This window comes from Pseudolysinimonas kribbensis, assembly GCF_030161895.1.
Taxonomy (GTDB): Bacteria; Actinomycetota; Actinomycetes; order Actinomycetales; family Microbacteriaceae; genus Pseudolysinimonas; species Pseudolysinimonas kribbensis.
Genome location: NZ_BSVB01000001.1, coordinates 962,061 through 980,939 on the forward strand (window position 1 = coordinate 962,061; position 18,879 = coordinate 980,939).

General features: G+C 72.2%; 13 protein-coding genes and 4 pseudogenes. 9 read left to right on the plus strand and 8 right to left on the minus strand.

The genetic code is table 11. From position 1 onward, the window contains the following. Positions 1-104: 104 nt before the first annotated feature. Positions 105-611 carry a GtrA family protein gene (locus QQK35_RS05320; protein ID WP_284253261.1) on the plus strand — a complete coding sequence of 169 codons (507 nt, stop codon included), beginning with the start codon at positions 105-107 and terminating at the stop codon, positions 609-611. A gap of 103 nt (positions 612-714) precedes the next feature. Here the strand turns inward: QQK35_RS05320 and QQK35_RS05325 are convergent, their stop codons facing one another. After that, the gene (locus QQK35_RS05325; protein ID WP_284253262.1) at positions 715-1,482 is read right to left on the minus strand and encodes a biotin--[acetyl-CoA-carboxylase] ligase; all 768 of its coding nucleotides are present in this window, start codon (positions 1,480-1,482) and stop codon (positions 715-717) included. Further along, a pseudogene (locus QQK35_RS05330) lies at positions 1,479-2,797 on the minus strand (UDP-glucose dehydrogenase family protein). Before QQK35_RS05330 ends, QQK35_RS05325 begins: the two are co-directional and overlap by 4 nt. A gap of 45 nt (positions 2,798-2,842) precedes the next feature. Here QQK35_RS05330 and QQK35_RS05335 point away from each other — a divergent pair. From QQK35_RS05335 to QQK35_RS05350, 4 genes and pseudogenes are all read left to right on the plus strand, one after another. Beyond that, positions 2,843-3,633 (plus strand): annotated as a pseudogene (locus QQK35_RS05335) (polyprenol monophosphomannose synthase). 4 nt (positions 3,634-3,637) lie between these two features. Continuing rightward, a pseudogene (locus tag QQK35_RS05340) lies at positions 3,638-5,238 on the plus strand (acyl-CoA carboxylase subunit beta). A 151-nt stretch (positions 5,239-5,389) separates the two neighbouring features. Next, positions 5,390-5,596: an acyl-CoA carboxylase epsilon subunit gene (locus QQK35_RS05345; RefSeq protein ID WP_284253263.1), complete on the plus strand. Its 207-nt coding sequence runs from the start codon at positions 5,390-5,392 to the stop codon at positions 5,594-5,596. A gap of 451 nt (positions 5,597-6,047) precedes the next feature. Continuing rightward, complete coding sequence (locus tag QQK35_RS05350; RefSeq protein ID WP_284253264.1) at positions 6,048-6,836, plus strand: FkbM family methyltransferase; 789 nt, start codon at positions 6,048-6,050, stop codon at positions 6,834-6,836. On the opposite strand, the gene QQK35_RS05355 is transcribed toward QQK35_RS05350, so the two are convergent. The 4 genes from QQK35_RS05355 to QQK35_RS05370 all read right to left on the minus strand — a co-directional run bounded on the left by QQK35_RS05355 (position 6,800) and on the right by QQK35_RS05370 (position 11,125). Continuing rightward, positions 6,800-7,876 (minus strand): hypothetical protein, encoded by a 1,077-nt coding sequence (locus QQK35_RS05355; protein ID WP_284253265.1) that lies wholly within the window; start codon positions 7,874-7,876, stop codon positions 6,800-6,802. The two genes, QQK35_RS05350 and QQK35_RS05355, sit on opposite strands and share 37 nt — an antisense overlap. After that, the gene (locus QQK35_RS05360) at positions 7,873-9,003 is read right to left on the minus strand and encodes a sensor histidine kinase (RefSeq protein WP_284253266.1); all 1,131 of its coding nucleotides are present in this window, start codon (positions 9,001-9,003) and stop codon (positions 7,873-7,875) included. Before QQK35_RS05360 ends, QQK35_RS05355 begins: the two co-directional genes overlap by 4 nt. Positions 9,004-9,105: 102 nt before the next feature. Beyond that, on the minus strand, positions 9,106-9,798 hold the full coding sequence (locus QQK35_RS05365; RefSeq protein WP_284253267.1) for a response regulator transcription factor: 693 nt from the start codon (positions 9,796-9,798) through the stop codon (positions 9,106-9,108). Between the two features lie 76 nt (positions 9,799-9,874). Beyond that, entirely contained in the window at positions 9,875-11,125 is a 1,251-nt protein-coding gene (locus QQK35_RS05370) for a class I SAM-dependent RNA methyltransferase (RefSeq protein ID WP_284253268.1), read from the minus strand. Between the two features lie 18 nt (positions 11,126-11,143). Here QQK35_RS05370 and QQK35_RS05375 point away from each other — a divergent pair, with 18 nt between their 5' ends. Both QQK35_RS05375 and QQK35_RS05380 read left to right on the plus strand, forming a co-directional pair. Continuing rightward, entirely contained in the window at positions 11,144-11,761 is a 618-nt protein-coding gene (locus QQK35_RS05375; protein WP_284253269.1) for a Maf family protein, read from the plus strand. 72 nt (positions 11,762-11,833) lie between these two features. Further along, positions 11,834-13,609 carry an acetyl/propionyl/methylcrotonyl-CoA carboxylase subunit alpha gene (locus tag QQK35_RS05380; RefSeq protein WP_284253270.1) on the plus strand — a complete coding sequence of 592 codons (1,776 nt, stop codon included), beginning with the start codon at positions 11,834-11,836 and terminating at the stop codon, positions 13,607-13,609. 116 nt (positions 13,610-13,725) lie between these two features. On the opposite strand, the gene QQK35_RS05385 is transcribed toward QQK35_RS05380, so the two are convergent. Together QQK35_RS05385 and QQK35_RS05390 are read right to left on the minus strand one after the other, a co-directional pair. Further along, complete coding sequence (locus tag QQK35_RS05385) at positions 13,726-14,661, minus strand: hypothetical protein (RefSeq protein ID WP_284253271.1); 936 nt, start codon at positions 14,659-14,661, stop codon at positions 13,726-13,728. A 207-nt stretch (positions 14,662-14,868) separates the two neighbouring features. Then, a complete protein-coding gene (locus QQK35_RS05390) occupies positions 14,869-16,305 on the minus strand; it encodes an NAD(P)H-quinone dehydrogenase (protein ID WP_284253272.1) in 1,437 nt (478 codons plus the stop codon). A gap of 17 nt (positions 16,306-16,322) precedes the next feature. Between QQK35_RS05390 and QQK35_RS05395 the strand changes: the two genes are divergently transcribed. Beyond that, the gene (locus QQK35_RS05395; RefSeq protein WP_284253273.1) at positions 16,323-17,162 is read left to right on the plus strand and encodes a purine-nucleoside phosphorylase; all 840 of its coding nucleotides are present in this window, start codon (positions 16,323-16,325) and stop codon (positions 17,160-17,162) included. Next, a pseudogene (locus QQK35_RS05400) lies at positions 17,159-18,848 on the plus strand (phospho-sugar mutase). The gene QQK35_RS05395 and the pseudogene QQK35_RS05400 overlap by 4 nt, the downstream one beginning before the upstream one ends. Positions 18,849-18,879 lie beyond the last annotated feature (31 nt).

The window sequence follows — 18,879 nt, forward strand, 5'->3', positions numbered from 1 at the left end:
CGGGCGAGCTGGCCGCCCCCGATCACCCCGACGCGCACGCGCTCCTCCTGACGTCGTTAAACTGCGCGGACATCCCCATCATCCCGGATCGAGACCCCTGCCCCATGCGCACCCTGTTCGGCCAGTTCGCGCGCTTCGGCGTCGTCGGAGCCGTCGGCTTCCTGGTCAACCTCGGCGTCTTCAACCTGCTGCTCTTCACGGTCTTCGACCCGAAGCGGGTCGCGTACGGCGAGCTCTATGCGAACGTCATCGCGACGCTCGTCGCGATCGTCGTCAACTGGATCGGCAACCGGCACTGGACCTTCCGCGCCCACCGGGGCCGCCAGCTCCTGCGCGAGGGCGTGGAGTTCGGCCTCGTGAGTCTCGGCGGGCTGCTCATCGGGCTCGCCTGCCTCTGGATCTCGCACCGCGTGCTGGGGTTCGAGAGCAAGCTCGCCGACAACATCGCGAACAACGTCGTCGGCCTCGGGCTCGGCACGATCTTCCGGTTCACGTTCTACCGGCTGTGGGTGTTCAGCCCCCGCCGGGGCGACCCGGCGCCCGCCGTGTTCCCGCCCGTCGGCGCCGACGACCCCGATCCGGCTCCCGCCACCGGGGAGCCCGCTGCCTGACTCCTGCAGGCCCCCGGTCTCCAGAAACCGATCGCCGGTTTGCCATCGGATCGAGGCCGCGCGGGCCTGATCGGATGGCGAGGGGTCGATCGGTTCGCCCGCGCTACGACGACGCCGGGCGCACGTGCACGACATCGCCCGCGGCGACGCTCTCATCGCCGGATGCCGTGCGCACGACGAGGCGGGCATCCGGCGCGATCGCGACCGCCCGCCCCCGGAACTCGGAGCCGCCGGGCAGCTCCACCCGCACCTCGCGGCCGAGGGTGCCGCACGCGGCGGTGACGGCCAAGCGCAGCCCCGACGCCTCCGCACCCCGCTCGAGCAGCCCGCCGACGAGCTCGGTGATCCGCGCCAGGTAACCCGCGAGCAGCCGGTCGTCGAGGTCCGGCCCGTCCGCGGCCCCCGCCAGCACGAGCGAGGTCGCGGTGGGGACGGGCAGCTCGTCCGCGCGCAGCCGTACGTTCACGCCGGCACCCATGACGACGCCCTGCGCCGTCAGCCGACCGAGCACCCCGCACACCTTGCGCTCACCCACGAGTACGTCGTTCGGCCACTTCACGTTCACGTCGGAGTGCGGCAGCAGCGCCGCCACGGAGTCGCGCATCGCGAGTCCCGCGGCGAGCGGCAGCCACGCCGCCTCACCGGGCGGCGGCGACGGCAGGAGCACCGAGATCGCCAGGCCCCGGCCGGCCGGAGTGCTCCATCCGCGATCGCGCCGCCCGCGGCCCGCGGTCTGGTGCGCAGTGACGAGCGCCGTGTACGGCGGCAGAGCTTCGACGGCCGCCCGGTCGGCGAGTTCATCGTTGGTCGACCCGGCCTCGTCGAGCACGATGAGCTCGGGCGCACAATGACGGGCGCGGCTGAGGTTCACCGGCCGGGGCCGACGGCAGCTCGGCCCAATCCGCGGACACGCCAGCCGGCGTCTGCCCAGACCGTCGCGTCGAGAGCATTGCGTCCGTCGACGAGGAGGGCGCGGCGCACAAGCGCCCGTGCCGCGCGAGGATCGAGGTCGCGGAATTGGACCCACTCCGTGAGGAGGACGACCGCGTCGGCGTCGCGCATCGTCTCCTCCGCGGATTCCCGGTAGTCCACAGTGAGCTCCGGATGAGCGCGACGAGCCGATGCGATGGCGCGCGGGTCCGTCGCCGTCACATGGGCGCCCGCCTCCACGAGTCGACGCACGACCTCGAGCGCCGGCGAGTCGCGCACATCGTCGGATTCGGGCTTGAACGCGATGCCGAGCACGGCGATCCTCGCACCGTTCAGGTCGCCGAGCTCCTCGGCGAGGACGTCGACGACCCGCTGACGGCGGCGCGAATTGATCCGATCGACCTCTCGGAGGAAGGAGGTGGCCTCGCCGGAGCCGAGCTCCTCGGAGCGCGCGATGAACGCCCGAAGGTCCTTCGGCAGGCACCCCCGCCGAAACCGACGCCGGCGTCGAGGAAGCGCCGACCGATCCGCGCGTCCTGCCCGATGGCGTCGGCCAGCGCCACAACGTCCGCATCCACCGTCTCGGCGACCTCGGCCATCGCGTTGATGAACGAGATCTTCGTCGCCAGGAAGGCGTTCGCCGCGACCTTCACGAGTTCCGCCGTGCGCAAGTCCGTGACCATGCGGGGAACGCCGTGCGCGAGAGCGTCGGCGTAGACGGCATCGAGCATCCGCACCGACTCCTCGTCACCCGTTCCGACCCCGTAGACGATCCGATCCGGCCTGAGCGTGTCCTGAATGGCATGGCCCTCGCGGAGGAATTCGGGATTCCAGGCGACCCGGGCGCCGCTCGGCGAGATCGCGGTCGCGAGGCGATCCGCCGTTCCCACCGGCACCGTGGACTTGCCGACGAACAGCGATCCCGCCACAACGTGCGGCAGGGCCGCGTCCACGGCGGCGTCCACGTATTGCAAGTCGGCGGCCCCGGTCGCGCTCTGGGGTGTGCCGACCGCGACGAAGTGCACCTCAGCCGGATGGATCTGCGCCATGTCGGTCGAGAACGTCAGGCGGCCCGTGGCCATCACCTGGGTGAGGAACTCATCAAGACCGGGCTCGAAGAATGGTGCTCGACCCGCGGAGAGTCTCGCGACCTTCTCACCGTCGACATCGACGCCGATCACCTGGTGACCCAGCGAGGCCATGGCGACCGCATGGACCGCACCGAGGTAGCCGCATCCGATGACGGAGATGATCACGATCGTCCATCATGCCGTGAGTCGTTCCCATACGCTGAACGGATCATGGTCCCCGGATCGGCTCCCGCCCGTACCGTCGTGATCATCCCCACCTTCGACGAGATCGAGAATCTCGAGGGGGCGGTCGCGGCGGTCTTCACAGCCGACCCGCATGTCGCCATCCTCGTCGTCGACGACGACAGCCCGGATGGCACCGGCGCCCTGGCCGACCGGCTCGCCGCCGCCGATCCCCGGGTCACGGTGCTGCACCGCACCGAGCGCGCCGGGCTCGGCCAGGCCTACCTCGCGGGCTTCCGCACCGCGCTCGCCGCCGGCCACGAGGTGCTGGTCGAGATGGATGCCGACGGCTCGCACCCGGCATCGGCCCTCCCCGCGCTCCTCGCCCGCCTCGATGCCGCCGACCGCCCCGGCGTCGTGATCGGCTCGCGCTGGGTCGCCGGGGGCGAGGTCGTGGACTGGCCCGCCCGCCGGCGGTGGCTGAGCGAGGGGCGAACGCGTACGCGCGGATCGCCCTGCGCATCCGGGTGCGCGACTCGACCGCCGGCTACCGCGCGTACCGCGCCGAGACCCTCCGCGCCATCCCGCTGGACGACGTGCACTCGCACGGCTACTGCTTCCAGATCGACATGACGCTGCGCACGCTCGATGCCGGCTTCGGTGTCGCCGAGGTGCCGATCACGTTCCGCGATCGGCTGCGCGGCACCTCGAAGATGAGCTCGGGCATCGTCGCGGAGGCGATGCTGCGGGTGACGCAGTGGGGCCTGCGCCGCTGGTTCCGGCCCCGATCCTTGTCGAGAACCTCCAACGGATCGGCCGCAGAGCGCTCGCTAGGCTGACCGGGTGACCCCCGACGCCACCCCGACGCCCGACCTGTCCAGCACCGCGGGCCGGATCGCCGACCTCAAGGTCCGGTACCACGAGGCCGTGACGGCGAGCGGCGAGGCCGCGATCGAGAAGCAGCACAAGCGGGGCAAGAAGACCGCCCGCGAGCGCATCGAGGAGCTGCTCGACCAGGGCAGCTTCGTCGAGCTCGACGAGTTCGTGCGGCACCGCACCCACGCCTTCGGCATGGAGCGCAACCGCCCATACGGCGACGCGGTCGTGACCGGAACGGGCACCATCCACGGCCGCCAGGTCGCCGTCTACGCACAGGACTTCACCATCTTCGGCGGCTCGCTCGGCGAGGTCGCCGGCGAGAAGATCATCAAGGTCATGGAGCTGGCCCTCAAGACCGGCGTGCCGATCATCGGCATGCTCGACTCGGGCGGGGCGCGCATCCAGGAGGGCGTCGTCGCGCTCGGCAAGTACGGCGAGATCTTCCGGCTGAACACGAAGGCCTCGGGCGTCATCCCGCAGATCTCGATCATCATGGGCCCGGCCGCGGGCGGTGCCGTCTACTCCCCGCGCTCACCGACTTCGTGATCATGGTCGACAAGACCAGCCACATGTTCGTCACGGGCCCGGATGTCATCAAGACCGTGACGGGCGAGGACGTCGGCTTCGAGGAGCTCGGCGGGGCCCTCACCCACAACAAGACCTCCGGGGTCGCCCACTATCTCGCCTCGGACGAGAACGACGCGCTCGACTACGCGCGCACCCTCGTGTCGTTCCTGCCCGACAACAACCTCGTCGACCCGCCGCACTACGAGACCGAGGTCGAGCTCGAGATCACCGATGCCGACCAGCGGCTCAACCAGATCATCCCCGACTCGCCGAACCAGCCGTACGACGTGCACGAGGTCATCGAGCACCTCGTCGACGACGCCGACTTCCTCGAGGTGCAGCCGCTGTACGCGCCGAACATCGTCATCGGGTTCGCGCGCATCGAGGGCCGCTCGGTCGGGATCATCGCCAACCAGCCGCAGGCGATGGCCGGCACCCTCAACATCGAGGCAGGTGAGAAGGCGTCGCGCTTCGTGCGCTTCTGCGACGCGTTCTCGATCCCGATCCTGACCCTCGTCGACGTGCCCGGCTACCTGCCCGGCACCGACCAGGAGTGGACGGGCGTCATCCGGCGCGGGGCGAAGCTGCTGTACGCCTACGCGGAGGCGACCGTGCCGCTCGTGACCGTCATCACCCGCAAGGCCTACGGCGGCGCGTACATCGTCATGGGATCCAAGCAGCTCGGGGCCGACCTCAACTACGCCTGGCCGACCGCCGAGATCGCGGTGATGGGCGGTCAGGGCGCGGTCAACATCCTGTACCGCAACGAGATCAAGCAGGCGGAGGCGGCGGGCGAGGACATCGCGGCCGTGCGCTCCCGGCTCGCGAACGAGTACCTCTACAACGTCGCGTCGCCGTTCCTCGCGGCGGAGCGCGGCGAGCTCGACGGCGTGATCGAGCCGGCGGCCACGCGCATCGTGGTGGTCAAGGCGCTGCGGGCGCTGCGCACCAAGCGCGCGGAACAGCCACCCAAGAAGCACGGGAACATCCCGCTGTGAGCGCGCATCCGTACCCGCCGCCCGGGACGGGCGTCGGCGCTGGCGTCGCGGCGGACGTCCGAAAGGACGTCCGCTTACAGCTCCAGCGCGCCCAAGAAGCACGGGAACATCCCGCTGTGAGCGCACGCATCGGTCCCGCTGTGAGCGCACGATGACGATCCCGCAGGACGATCCGGATGCCGTCGACTACGCGGCGCGGATCCGTGTGACATCCGGATCGCCGACCCCCGTGGAGGTCGCGGCGGTCACCGCCGTCGTCGCCGCGGCCCTCGAGCAGCTGGCCGAGGAGGACCGGCGGCGCGAGGATGAGACGCCCACCCCTGGGAACTCAGCCGGCGCGGGGTACGGCGCCCGCTGAACCGCGGAGACTGGCGGCATCCCATCCGCTGACAACGGTTTCCGTCGACTTTGCGACGGATCCGGTTGTCCAGATGCCGGTCGGCCGTCCATCTGCACGGTCCCCGGGCACCCTGTCCCCCGGTTTCGCCGACTTCCCCGGAATTCCGGGCGACGTGTCCCCCGAAATGATGACTGCACAGGATTTCCCGGATCGCGCATAGTGGTCATGTCAGGCGTGCCTCTCAGTGCACGCCGCCATTCATCGGCTGACAAGGGTAAGCGAGCCGATGACGTGGGGGCGGGTCAGGGCGATATTCGGGTTGTCGCCCTGACCCGGAACGTCACGAGGGCCGGTGCGAGAGCACCGGCCCTCGTCGCGTGCCCGGGTATCTCGCGCCGGCCGCGCGCCGATACGATCTGTTCTACCCCCGCCTGCCGCGTCCTCTCGGACTCCCCTGAAGAAGGTGCACGTGACCGTCGACGCCGCATCCGCCCCTCTGCCGAGAGCCTCCGCCGTGCGTCGCAGCGGCTGGCGGCTGCGCGCCGGCCACGCCCTGTACCGCCTGGCGACCCGGCTGCACTGGGCGGAGCCCGAGCTCAACGGGCTGCGAGCCGTCGTCCGGCCGGGCGACGCGGTGCTCGACATCGGAGCGGCCCTCGGCATGTACACCGTGCCGCTCGCCGACATCGTGGGCCGCGACGGCCGCGTCTTCGCCTTCGAGCCCCAGCGCCGCGGCGTCCTCACGGTGCGGCTCCTGCGCGTCCTCACCGGCGCGCGGCAGGGCACCACCCGTCGCGTCGCGCTCGGCCCGAACGCCGGCGACGGGCACATCGCCGTCCCGTTCCGGCGAGGGTTCCCGATCTTCGGTCACGGCCACATCGCGGAAGGGGCCGACGACGGGCAGCACCGGCTGCACCAGAGCCGCACGCACATCGACACGGTCGACGCGTGGTGCGCCGCCCACGGCATCGACCGCGTCGCCTTCATCAAGGTCGACGTCGAGGGCTTCGAGCCCTCGGTCATCGAGGGCGCGCGCCGGATCATCGACCGCGACCGTCCGAGCCTGCTGCTGGAGATCGAGGACCGGCATCTGGTGCGCTACGGGCGCGACGCCGCCGGATTCCTCGCCGAGCTGCACGAGCGCTGGCCGGAGTACCGGATGCACACCTGGGACGGTGCGCACTGGATCGAGACCGGGACGGTCGACCCCGCCACTCGCAACTACCTCTTCGCGACCGAGGCCGCGCTCGCCGGCTGACCCTCGTCCGCGGGCACGGTGCGCGGGATCTCGAGCCACAGCGCGACCGACTCGTCGTCGTCGTCTTCGAGGCCGAGGGCGCGCGCGTGCTCGTCGGGGCTGCGCAGGCCCACGACGGTGACCGCGACATCCGAGCCCTCGGGCACGGTGCGGGCGATGATCCGGTCGGCATCGGTGTCGCGGATCGCGGCGGCCAGCCGGTCGAGCACCCGATGGAGGTCGTCGCCGCTCAGGTCGTCGATGCCGCCCTCGTCGAGCAGCGCGACTGTGGCACCGCGCCGCCGTGCCCGCATCGCCTGCTCCCGCACGGCGTCGTTGAGCAGCCGCCGCCCGCGGATCTCGTCGCGGATGGCCCCCTCCAGGTGCAGGCACTCCTCGCGCTGCTCGGGGGTCAGGTCGCCGCCGGAGCGTTCGATCGTCTCGAGCATGTGCAGCGCCATCCGGCCCGTGCGGTCCAGGCGGAACTGCCGCTCCATGACGTGCGCCTCCTGCGCGGCCTGCCAGTCGGCGGTCTCGCGTTCGGCGAGCGCGAACCGCCGGGTCTCCCGGGCCGCGCGGGTGAGCGCGGAGCTGATGACGTGCGCGACCGTGACCCAGCTCGCGCTGCCGATGACGCCGAAGGTGACGAGGCCGAGCGGCCCGGCCCAGAGCGCGGTGTGGGCGGCGAGGAACGCAATCCCGCCCCACGCCCATCCGGGTCGCAGCCGGGTGCAGACGATCGTCATCAGGGCGCCGTCGCCCGCGATGTACCAGGTGGCGTAGCCGGTGCCCCGCAGATCGCCGAGGTCGACCTGGCTGCTCACGAGGAGCGTGATGGCGATGAGCGTCGACATGCTGAAGGCGGCGAGCCAGACCGGCATCCGGTTGGGGCCGATCGGCAGCAGGGTGAGCGCGACCGCGATGCCGAACAGCACCATCGCGACGATCACGGGGTAGGGCGAGCTCACCCGGTCGAGGGCGTACACGCCGAGCACGAGCACGTAGGCGCAGAACAGCCCGGCGATGCCGACGATGATCCAGCGGGGCACTCCGACGTTCACGCGGCCTCCCCGGAGTCGATCGCCGCGCTGGCCGGCGCGTCCTCTGCGGGCCAGCGCAGCAGGATCGTCGTGCCCTCGCCGGGTCGAGAGCGCACCTCGGCGCGTCCGCCGGCGTTCGCGAGCCGCTCGATGATCGACACGCGCAACCCGAGCCGTTCCCGAGAGACCCGGGAGGGATCGAATCCGTTGCCGTCGTCGGTGACCTCGACGTACAGGGCGCCGTCCCGGTCGGTGATGCGCACCCGACGGCGCGCCCCGTCCCCCGCATGGATGATGCTGTTCACTGCGGCCTGCACCGCGGCCGCATGCATCGCCTCCCCGGCGACGCTCGGGATCGCCCGTGGGCCGAGGCGGGCGACGGAGATCGCGAAGGGCGCGCTGAGCTGCTTGACGGCATCCCGGATGCCGTCGGCGACGAGCGCGATGCGCACGGCGGAACCGTCGTCGGGGGTCACCAGCGCCGCCTCGCGCAGGTGCGCGATCGCCGCCGACGCCATGCCGGCGGCGAAGGTCTGCGCGCTCGCGGTATCGGCGCGCGCCGCGGTCAGCAAGGTGGTGAGCACGCTGTCGTGCACGATCGCGTCGATGCGCACCCGTTCAGCCTCCGTCGCATGCTCCCGGACGGCGCGCGCGTAGCGGTCGAGCGCGAGCGCCTGCGCCGTGTCGACGTGGGAGGCGGCGGAGCGCAGCATCGTGATCAGGATGAGGATCGCCCCGCCGAGCATCACGGAGTAGACCGAGTCGAGCGCCGCTTTGAGCGGCGAGAGCGCACCGCCGGATTCGGTGAGCCGGAGTCCCGCGTAGAGCGCGGGGATGGCGATCAGGTACACGGTCGCCGACGGCACGGTGAGGCCGATGGCGGCCATGCCCGTGGCGACGGTCATGAGGTAGTAGATCCACGGGCTGTCGGTGCTCGGATGCACGACCACGAAGGGCCAGGTCAGCACGACCAGCAGATAGACGGCGGCGAAGGCGACGTTCGCGACCTGCACGTGCCGGCGCAGGATCGCGGCGAGCAGGGCCGCGAGCAGCGACAGCACGAGCAGGCTCACGACGGCCCAGGTCCAGCCCGGACGCGTGTCGCCGGCCTGGGCGGCGAGCACCGGCGCCGACTGCAGGAAGAACACCAGGCCGATGGCGGCCGCGGAGCGCGAGATCGCGGCATCGACGCGCGCCAGGCTGAGCGGGGCGCGGACCTGGCGAGCGGGCGGGGGACGGCGCGAGCCGGGCTAGCGTCCATCGCCGTCGACGTCGAGCCCCGGCAGGATGCCGTCCTCGACGGCCCGGCGCAGCAGGTCGACCTTCGTGGGGGCGGGGCGCCCGACCTCGACGTACTTCACACGGATGCGGTCGAGATACTCGCGTGCGGTCGAGTAGCCGATGCCCAGCTGCTCGGCGGCGAGCTTGAGCGGCAGGCCGGACGCGTACAGATGCAGGATCTCGCGCTCCCGCCGGCCGAGCTGTGCCTTCGCGAAGTCGCGGTCGGCATCGATCGCCGTCGCCCACTCGAGGTTGTTGAGCACGTCACCGCGTGCGACCGTCGCGGCGGCGGCGATCACGGTCTTCGTGGCGGCCGACTTCGGGATGACGCCGGCGGCGCCGGCGGCGAGCGCCTCGCGCACGAGCGCGACCCGGTCGGCGATCGAGTGGACCAGCACGGCCGAGCCGGCGGCCTGGACGCGCTTGACGTTCTCGGTCACGCTCGACCCGTCGCCGAGGGAGAGGTCGAGCACCGTGACATCGACCTCGCGACCGTGCAGCCCGTTGATGAGCTCGTCGACGGTCGCCGCGGTCTCGACCACGTCGAAGCCGTCGTCGGCGAAGGCGGCGCGCAGTCCCAGCTGGACCGACTCGTGGTCGTCGACGATCGCGACGCGCACGGTGTCATGAGCTGCGGGGCGCTCGAGGGTCGGTGCGCTCATGCTGTTCTCCGGGTTTCCGAGGGGCGAACGGACCCCCGCCTCATGGTACCCCGCAGGGTCCCCGGGCACCCCGAATTCAGGCGTGTCCTTCGCGGACGAAACGACCGACGGCTTCGACGTGGTGGGTGTTGGGGAACAGGTCGAAGGCGCGCAGCGGCCCGAGCGTGTACCCGAGCCCCGCGAGCGTGCCCGCATCGCGGGCGAAGGCCACCGGATCGCACGCCACGTACACGATCTGCGCGGGCCGCACCTCGGCGAGCGCCTCGAGCACGGCGCGGCCGGCACCGGACCTGGGCGGATCGAGGATGACCGTCGCGTCGGCCAGGCGAGCGCGCTCGGCGGCCCCGGCATCCGCGAGCCCGCGCACCCAGCGCTCGACACGCGCGGTCTCGGCGCGTGCACCGACCCACTCGGCGAGGTTGCCGGCCGCATGCTCGGTCGCGCGCGCGTCGGACTCGACGCTCGTGATCCGCAGTGCCGGCCCGGCCAGGTCGCCGAGCGCGGCCGCGAGAAGCCCGACGCCGCCGTAGAGGTCGAGGTTGGCGGCCCGTGGGTCGAACAGGTCGGGATCGACAGCGTCGCGCACTGCGGCCGAGAGCGTCTCGGGCGCCGCGGCGTGCACCTGCCAGAACCCTCCGTCGTCGAGCCGGAACTCCCGGCCGCCGACGCGCTCGCGGATCGCGGTCGGCGCCTGCCGGCCGATGACGAGCCGCGCCTCACCCTCGCTCGGTGCGAGCACGTCGACCGTGTCGGCGCCCGCGAACGGCTCGCGGATCGGGGCGATCTCCTCGATCGCCGCGGTGACCAGCGGCAGGCCGGCGGTGCGGATGACGCGATGCGACCGGGCGGCGTACGGGCCGACCGTGCCATCGGCATCCACGTGCAGCCGCACCCGCGTGCGCCAGCGCGTGCCGTCGGCCTCGCCGGGAAGCGCCTCGACCTCGGTCGGCCGCTCGATCCCGGCGAAGCGCTGCAGCGCCTCGGCGAGCACCGCCGCCTTGAGCTCGCGCTGGTGCTCGTTCGCGATGTGGCCGAACTCGGCGCCGCCGGCGCGGTCGTCGGGGTCGCGCTCGAGCGCCGCCTCGGGCCAGACGTGCGGGCGCCGGTGCGGGCTCGGCTCGATCACCCGCACGGTCTCCGCCCGCCAGAACGACGGTTTCGAGTCGTCGGTGATGCGGGCGAGCACCCGCTCGCCCGGGATCGCGTCGGCGACGAACACGACGCGCCCGTCGAGCCGCGCCACGCTCACACCGCCGTGGGCGATGCGCTGCGGCTCCAGCTCGACCTCGAGCCCCGGCGACTGCGCTTTCTCGGAAGACCGGCTCACCCCTCGACAATAGGGAGCGTGACCCGGCTCTACCTGGCATCCACCTCGCCCGCCCGCCTCGCTACCCTGCGCGCGGTCGGCATCGAGCCCGTGACGATGGCGCCGGAGGTGGACGAGGACGCCGCGGTCGCCGCCGCCTCCCTCGACCACGGCCCGCTCGACGCGCTCGCGACCGTCGCCCTGCTCGGCCGGCTGAAGGCCGAGGCGGTCGCCGCGCGGGTCGGCGACGGCCTCGTGCTCGGTGGCGACTCGGCGTTCGACCTCGGCGGGGTCGTCTACGGCAAGCCGCACCGGCCGGAGGCGGCGCGGGAGCGATGGATGGCGCAGCGCGGCCAGTCCGGCATCCTCTATTCCGGCCACACGCTCATCGATGCCGCCGACGGCCGCAGCGCATCCGGCGTCGCCTCCGCCACCGTGCGCTTCGCCGACGACATCACCGACGACGAGATCGACGCGTACGTCGCGACGGGCGAACCGCTCGAGGTCGCGGGCGCGTTCACGATCGACTCGAAGGGCGCCGGGTTCATCCGCGAGGTCGACGGCGACCCGCATGCCGTCGTCGGGCTGAGCGTGCAGCTGCTGCGCACCCTGGTGCGGCGTCTCGGCTACGAGTGGCCCTCGCTCTGGAACCGGTGAACAAGCCCCGCGGGCCCGTTCTGTCGAGCTCCGACAAGGGAGCCCGCTCCGGGCCCCATAGGCTGGGTTCTCATGGCGCGCATCACGAAGGTCCTGATCGCGAATCGGGGCGAGATCGCGGTGCGGGTCATCCGCGCCGCCCGGGATGCGGGGATCGCATCGGTGGCCGTCTACGCGGACCAGGACCGCGACGCCCGCCACGTCAAGCTCGCCGACGAGGCGTACGCCCTCGAGGGCGCCACGAGCGCCGAGACCTACCTGGTGGTCGACAAGCTGCTGTCGGTCGCGCGCCGCTCGGGTGCCGACGCCGTGCATCCGGGCTACGGCTTCCTCGCCGAGAACGCCGACTTCGCCCGCGCCGTGATCGCGGCGGGCATCACCTGGATCGGACCCTCGCCCGACTCGATCGAGCGCCTCGGCGACAAGGTCAGCGCGCGGCACGTGGCCGAGAAGGTCGGCGCCCCGCTCGCGCCCGGCACGCTCAACCCCGTGAAGAACGCGGCCGAGATCACCCGGTTCGCCAAGAAGGTCGGCCTGCCGGTCGCCATCAAGGCGGCGTTCGGCGGCGGCGGCCGCGGCCTCAAGGTCGCCCGCACCCTGGAGGAGATCCCCGAGCTGTTCGACTCGGCGGTGCGCGAGGCGACTGCGGCGTTCGGCCGCGGCGAGTGCTTCGTCGAGAAGTACCTCGACGAGCCCCGGCACGTCGAGACCCAGTGCCTCGCCGACGCGAAGGGCAACGTCGTGGTCGTCTCGACGCGCGACTGCTCGCTGCAGCGCCGGCACCAGAAGCTCGTCGAGGAGGCGCCGGCGCCGTTCCTCACCGACAAGCAGCGCAAGCTGTTGTACACGGCGTCCAAGGCGATCCTCAAGGAGGTCGGCTACCTCGGCGCCGGCACCTGCGAGTTCCTGATCGGCAAGGACGGCACGGTCTCGTTCCTCGAGGTCAACACGCGCCTGCAGGTCGAGCACCCGGTCTCGGAGGAGGTGACCGGGATCGACCTCGTGCGCGAGCAGTTCCGGATCGCCGAGGGCGGCACGCTGGACTACCCCGACCCGGAGCCGACCGGGCATTCGATCGAGTTCCGCATCAACGGCGAGGACCCGGGCCGCAACTTCCTGCCGACGCCCGGCCCCGTGCAGGTGCTGCGGTTCCCCGGCGGCCCGGGCGTGCGCGTCGACTCCGGCGTCACCACCGGCGACGTCATCTCGGGCGCCTTCGACTCGCTGCTCGCCAAGCTCATCGTCACCGGATCCGACCGCAAGGACGCCATCGAGCGCTCCCGCCGCGCGCTCGACGAGTTCGAGGTGTCGGGACTGCCCACGGTGCTGCCGTTCCACCGGGCGATCGTGCGCGATCCGGCCTTCGTCGCGGCCGACGGCCACTTCGGCGTCTACACCCGCTGGATCGAGACCGAGTTCGACAACCGTATCGAGCCGTGGGGCGGGATGCTGCCCGAGGGCGCTCCGGCCGACGAGCGTCATGAGGTGGTCGTCGAGGTCGACGGCAAGCGCATCGGCGTCTCGCTGCCGGCCAGGCTGCTGCCGGGCGGTGCGCGCGGCGGCGGGGCGGGGCGGGCATCCACCCCGATCCCGAAGCGACGCGGCGGGGGCACCGTCGGCGCCGCCGCCACCGGGGATGCGGTGAAGGCGCCCATGCAGGCGACCGTCGTGAAGCTCGCCGTCGCCGACGGCGACAAGGTCGTCAAGGGCGACCTGGTGCTCGTGCTCGAGGCCATGAAGATGGAGCAGCCGATCACGGCCCACAAGGACGGCACGATCGCGAAGCTCGCCGCGACGGTCGGCTCCACCGTCTCCGCCGGGCACCAGCTCCTCGCGATCGAGGGCTGACCCCTCGCGCGTCGCGTGCGCGCTCCGCGCCCCCGTTCTCCACATCAGACCGCCGTTTCGCCATCGGATCGCATCCGCGCGGGAGCGATCCGATGGCGAAAGCGCGATCGGTTCGGTCAGTGCGCCCCGACCGAACGCAGGAGCGCGGCGAGTGAGGCGGGATTCCGCGCCTCGCGCCAGCCCCACCGCACGAAGGCCCGGCACTGCCGACGCAGCTCGTCCTCTCGCCGTTTCTCGTCGTAGACCACCTCGTCAGCGCTGCGCCCATCGCGGAATGCCGGGTCGAGATACTTCTGACGTCCGTCGAATTCACCGATGAGGCCGAACTCGGGCCACCAGAAGTCGACGAGCCAACAGCCGCCCGCGGATCGCGGAAACGGCTGCTGCAGGATCGCGGACGGCAGGCCGATGCGATCGATCGTCACGCGGCTGGCGGATTCGCCCGCCGAGCCGCTGCGGCCATCCGCGAAGTCGACCACATGCCGGGCGCGTACCTCTCCGTGCCGAAACGGCACACGGGCGAGCTCGCTCTCCAGGTCGGGAGCTCCTGTCCGAACAGCCAGTTGGGCTCGGGTTCGAGGGTTGAGGGCTGCATCCGCGACGGCGACCGCGCGCGAGAGATCGCCGTCACGTGCCACATCGACGACGGTGCGGGCGAGCCCCGTGACCAGCATCCCGTCGATCGTCACGACCTCGCCCCGCGGCTCGATGCGCCGGCGGATGTTCGAGGTCGACCCGGCGCGGCCCTCCGTCAGCACGTCGAACCTCGAAGCTCGCGGCCCGATCCAGGGCAGCCCCCAGGCGGCGGCCGCGGCACCGTGAGCGAGCACGATGCCGGGATGCGTCGCGCAGATCGCGCGGATGCGCATCCCATATCGCTCTTCGGCGTCGAGCGAGGTCCAGTCATCCTGCGGCAGATATGCCCCGCGGACGACTCGAACGAGTTCGCCGGCCTTCGCACGCTCGGCGAGTCGGCGGCGCGCGCTCTCCGTGCGGGCGTCACGAGCGAGAAGGAGTCGCCAGCGCCATTCCGACGGGACCATGTCGAGCATCGCGACAGCGTCACGCAGGCGCCGCGGGGCTTCGGATCCGCCCCGCTCCGTCGGTGGATGATCGGATGCCGGAGCCAGTGGGGACGAGACCCCTCGCGACCGATGCCGCATTCGCCATCCGGTGGTACCCGCGCGGGATCGAGCGGATGGCGAAACGTCGATCGGATGCGCCGGGGGCCCGCGCACGAACCCGGCCGCAGCGCGGCGTCAGCTCACGATGTGCATCGCGCGGGCCGCGTCGGTGACCGAGCCCGACAGCGACGGGTAGACGCTGAACGCCGAGGCGAGCTGGTCGACCGTGAGGCGGTGCTCGACGGCGAGCGCGATCGGCAGGATGAGGTCCGACGCCTTGGGAGCCACCACGACGCCGCCGATGACGGTGCCGGATCCGGTGCGGGCGAACAGCTTCACGAATCCGTCGCGCAGTCCCATCATCTTCGCGCGCGGATTGGACGCGAGCGGCAGCTTGTAGACCTCGCCCTGCGCGATCCCCTCCTCGATCTGGCGCTGCGACCAGCCGACCGTGGCGACCTCGGGCTGGGTGAAGATGTTCGACGTCACGTTGCGCAGCTCGGTCGGCGTCACCGCATCGCCCATCGCGTGGAACACCGCCGTGCGGCCCTGCATCGAGGCGACGGAAGCCAGCGGCAGGAAGTCGCTGCAGTCGCCCGCCGCGTACACCGACGGCATCGAGGTGCGCGCGACCCGGTTGACGCGGATGTGGCCCGACTCCAGCAGCTGAACCCCGGCCTCCTCGAGGCCGATGTGCTCGGTGTTCGGCACCGCGCCGACCGCCATGAGGCAGTGCGAGCCCTCGACCGTGCGGCCGTCGGTGAGCGTCACGACGACCCCGTCTCCGGAGCGCTCGACCTTGGCGGCGCGGCTCTTGGAGAGAACGTCCATGCCGTTGCGGGTGAACACGTTCTCGATCACCCGCGCGGCGTCGCTGTCCTCGCCGGGCAGCACCTGCTCGCGGCTCGACACGAGCGAGACCCCGGCGCCCAGCGCGCGGTAGGCCGACGCGAACTCGGCGCCCGTGACGCCCGAGCCGACCACGATGAGATGCTCGGGCACCTCCTCGAGCGTGTAGAGCTGCTTCCAGGTCAGGATGCGCTCGCCATCCGGCTTGGCCGACGGCAGCTCCCGCGGCCGGGCGCCCACCGCGACGACGAGCGTGTCGGCGTCGATCTCGTCGAAGTCGGTCCGCTTTTTGCCCGATCCGGTCGAGACCAGGATGCGGGTGGGCCCGTCGAGGCGGCCGTCGCCCGTGACGATCCGCACGCCCGCCTTGATGAGCTGCGACTTCATGTCCTCGGACTGCTGCCGGGCCAGCAGCAGGAGGCGCTGGTTCACCTGGGCGAGGTTCACGGTGATGTCCGGCCGCACGGCGCGCCCCGACGCGTTGTGCACGAAGAACTGCACCCCGAGATCGGCCGCCTCGCCCACCGCGGCCGCCGCATCGGCCGTCGCGATGAGCGTCTTCGAGGGCACGACATCGGTCAGCACGGCCGCGCCGCCGACCCCGTCGCGCTCGACGAGCGTGACCTCCGCGCCGAGCTGGGCGCCGGTCAGGGCGGCCTCGTAGCCGCCGGGCCCGCCCCCGAGGATGGCGATGCGTTGCGTCCGCTCGAACTCGTAGGGCATGCGGCTATTCTTCCGCAATGAGCACCCCCGCCACCGGGCACAACCCCTTGGACGATCCCGCGGCCGACCCCTTCGAGATCGCCCGGCAGGCCGCAGCCCAGCTCGCCGAGGCGACCGGCGTCCCGAGGCACGACATCGCGCTCACCCTCGGCAGCGGCTGGGCCCAGGCCGCCGACCTCATCGGCGAGACGACGGCGACCGTGCCGGCCACCGAGATCGTCGGATTCTCGAAGCCCGCGCTCACCGGCCACGTCGGCACCCTGCGCAGCGTGCTGCTGCCGAACGGCAAGCGGGCCCTGATCATCGGTGCCCGCACCCATTTCTACGAGGGCCACGGCGTGCGGCGGGTGGTGCATTCGGTGCGCACCGCGGCCGCGGCGGGCGCGACGACCATGATCCTGACCAACGGAGCCGGCGGCATCCGGAGCACCTGGGGTCCGGGCACCCCGGTGCTCATCAGCGACCACATCAACCTCACCGCCGCCTCGCCGCTCGAGGGCGCCACGTTCATCGACCTGACGGACCTCTACTCGCGCCGGCTGCGCGACCTGGCCCGCACCGTGGATCCGTCGCTCGACGAGGGCGTGTACGTGCAGTTCCGGGGTCCGCACTACGAGACGCCCGCCGAGGTCCAGATGGCGAAGACGGTCGGCGGCCACATCGTCGGCATGTCGACCGCGCTCGAGGCGATCGCCGCGCGCGAGGCCCGCATGGAGATCCTCGGCTTCTCGCTCATCACGAATCCGGCGGCGGGCATCTCCGACGAGCCGCTGGACCACGCGGAGGTGCTGCAGGCGGGCCGGGATGCCGAGCCCGTGATCTCGGCCCTTCTCGCGAGGGTCGTGGCGCAGCTGTGACCCTCGACCAGGCGGAGGACGGCGGCGCGGTCGAGGAGGCACGCGCCTGGATCGCCCAGGACCCGGATGCCCAGACGCGGGACGAGCTGCAGGCGCTGCTCGACGCGGCGGCCTCCGATCCCGCGGCCGCCGCGGAGCTCGAGGAGCGCTTCGCGGGGCGGCTGGACTTCGGCACCGCCGGCCTCCGGGGCGAGCTCGGCGCCGGACCGACCCGGATGAACCGCGTGCTCGTGGCCCAGGCGGCCGCCGGACTCGCCGCCTACCTGCGCGCGCGCCAGGAGCATCCGACCGTCGTGATCGGCTACGACGGACGCACCAACTCGGGCGTCTTCGCGCGCGATTCGGCCGCCCTGCTGCAGGGCGCGGGCGTTCACGCCACCCTGCTGCCGCGCGAGCTGCCGACGCCGGTGCTCGCCTTCGCCGTGCGGCACCTCGACGCGAGCGCCGGCATCATGGTCACTGCCAGCCACAACCCGGCCCGCGACAACGGCTACAAGGTGTACCTCGGGGGTCTGGACCACGGGTCGCAGATCGTGCCGCCGGCCGACGCGGCGATCCAGGCGGAGATCCTGAGGGTCGCCGCCGGCTCGATCGCCGACCTGCCCCGCGACGAGGACTACACGATCGCGAGCGAGGACCTCGTCGCGGAGTACGTGCGCCGCACGGCCGCCCCGGCCGAGCACACGGCGGTGCCGCCGTACGTCTACACGGCGATGCACGGCGTCGGATGGCAGACCGCGTCGGCGGTGTTCGCGGCCGCCGGGTTCCCGCCGCCGGTGTCCGTGCGCGCGCAGCAGGACCCCGACCCGGCCTTCCCCACCGTGTCCTTCCCCAACCCGGAGGAGCCCGGGGCGCTCGACCTCGCGGTGGCGACCGCACGCGACGCGGGAGCGCAGCTGATCATCGCGAACGACCCGGACGCCGACCGGCTCGCGGTCGGCATCCCGGACTCGTCCGCCGACACCGGGTGGCGCCGGCTGGCGGGCAACGAGGTCGGCTGGCTGCTGGGATGGCAGGCCGCGCGCCGCGTGGATGCGCTCACCCCCGACGGCGGCGACGGCACGTTGGCGGCGTCGCTGGTCAGCTCCCCGCGCTCGGCGAGGTCGCGCGGCAGACCGGGCTGGACTACGAGGAGACGCTCACCGGGTTCAAGTGGATCTCGCGCGTCGCACGGCTCGTGTTCGGCTACGAGGAGGCCCTCGGCTACCTCGTCGACCCCGACAAGGTGCGCGACAAGGACGGTATCTCCGCGGCCGTCGCGGTGCTCGACCTCGCGGCATCACTGCGCGCAGAGGGCCGCACGCTCGCCGACGAGCTGCTCGCGTTCGCCGCGGAGTTCGGCGGGTACGCGTCGGGGCAGATCTCGATCCGGGTGCAGGAGCTCGACGACGAGATCGGGCGCATGATGGCGCGGCTGCGGGAGCGTCCGCCGGCGGAGGTGGGCGGCATCCGGGTCGAGCGCATCGACGACTTCGCCGACGGATTCGCCCCGTTCCCGCCGAACGACATCCTGCGGCTGCACCTGGAGGGCGGGGCCCGCGTGATCGTGCGGCCGAGCGGCACCGAGCCGAAGCTCAAGTGCTACCTCGACGCCTGGTCGACCGAGGGGAGGCCGCGGAGCGGATCGCACGGGCGGAGGCCGTGGTGGCGGTGCTGGACTCCGGGATGCGGTCGCTGCTCGCCTGAAGCCGGCGCGACGGCGCGGCGGCGAGGTCGA

What these genes read in the sequence shown, in the direction of transcription:
- QQK35_RS05390 (WP_284253272.1), bottom strand. Translation starts at nt 16,305, where the DNA reads ATGCCCTACGAGTTCGAGCGGACGCAACGCATCGCCATCCTCGGGGGC.
- QQK35_RS05380 (WP_284253270.1), top strand. Translation starts at nt 11,834, where the DNA reads ATGGCGCGCATCACGAAGGTCCTGATCGCGAATCGGGGCGAGATCGCG.
- QQK35_RS05395 (WP_284253273.1), top strand. Translation starts at nt 16,323, where the DNA reads ATGAGCACCCCCGCCACCGGGCACAACCCCTTGGACGATCCCGCGGCC.
- QQK35_RS05345 (WP_284253263.1), top strand. Translation starts at nt 5,390, where the DNA reads ATGACGATCCCGCAGGACGATCCGGATGCCGTCGACTACGCGGCGCGG.
- QQK35_RS05320 (WP_284253261.1), top strand. Translation starts at nt 105, where the DNA reads ATGCGCACCCTGTTCGGCCAGTTCGCGCGCTTCGGCGTCGTCGGAGCC.
- QQK35_RS05385 (WP_284253271.1), bottom strand. Translation starts at nt 14,661, where the DNA reads ATGCTCGACATGGTCCCGTCGGAATGGCGCTGGCGACTCCTTCTCGCT.
- QQK35_RS05365 (WP_284253267.1), bottom strand. Translation starts at nt 9,798, where the DNA reads ATGAGCGCACCGACCCTCGAGCGCCCCGCAGCTCATGACACCGTGCGC.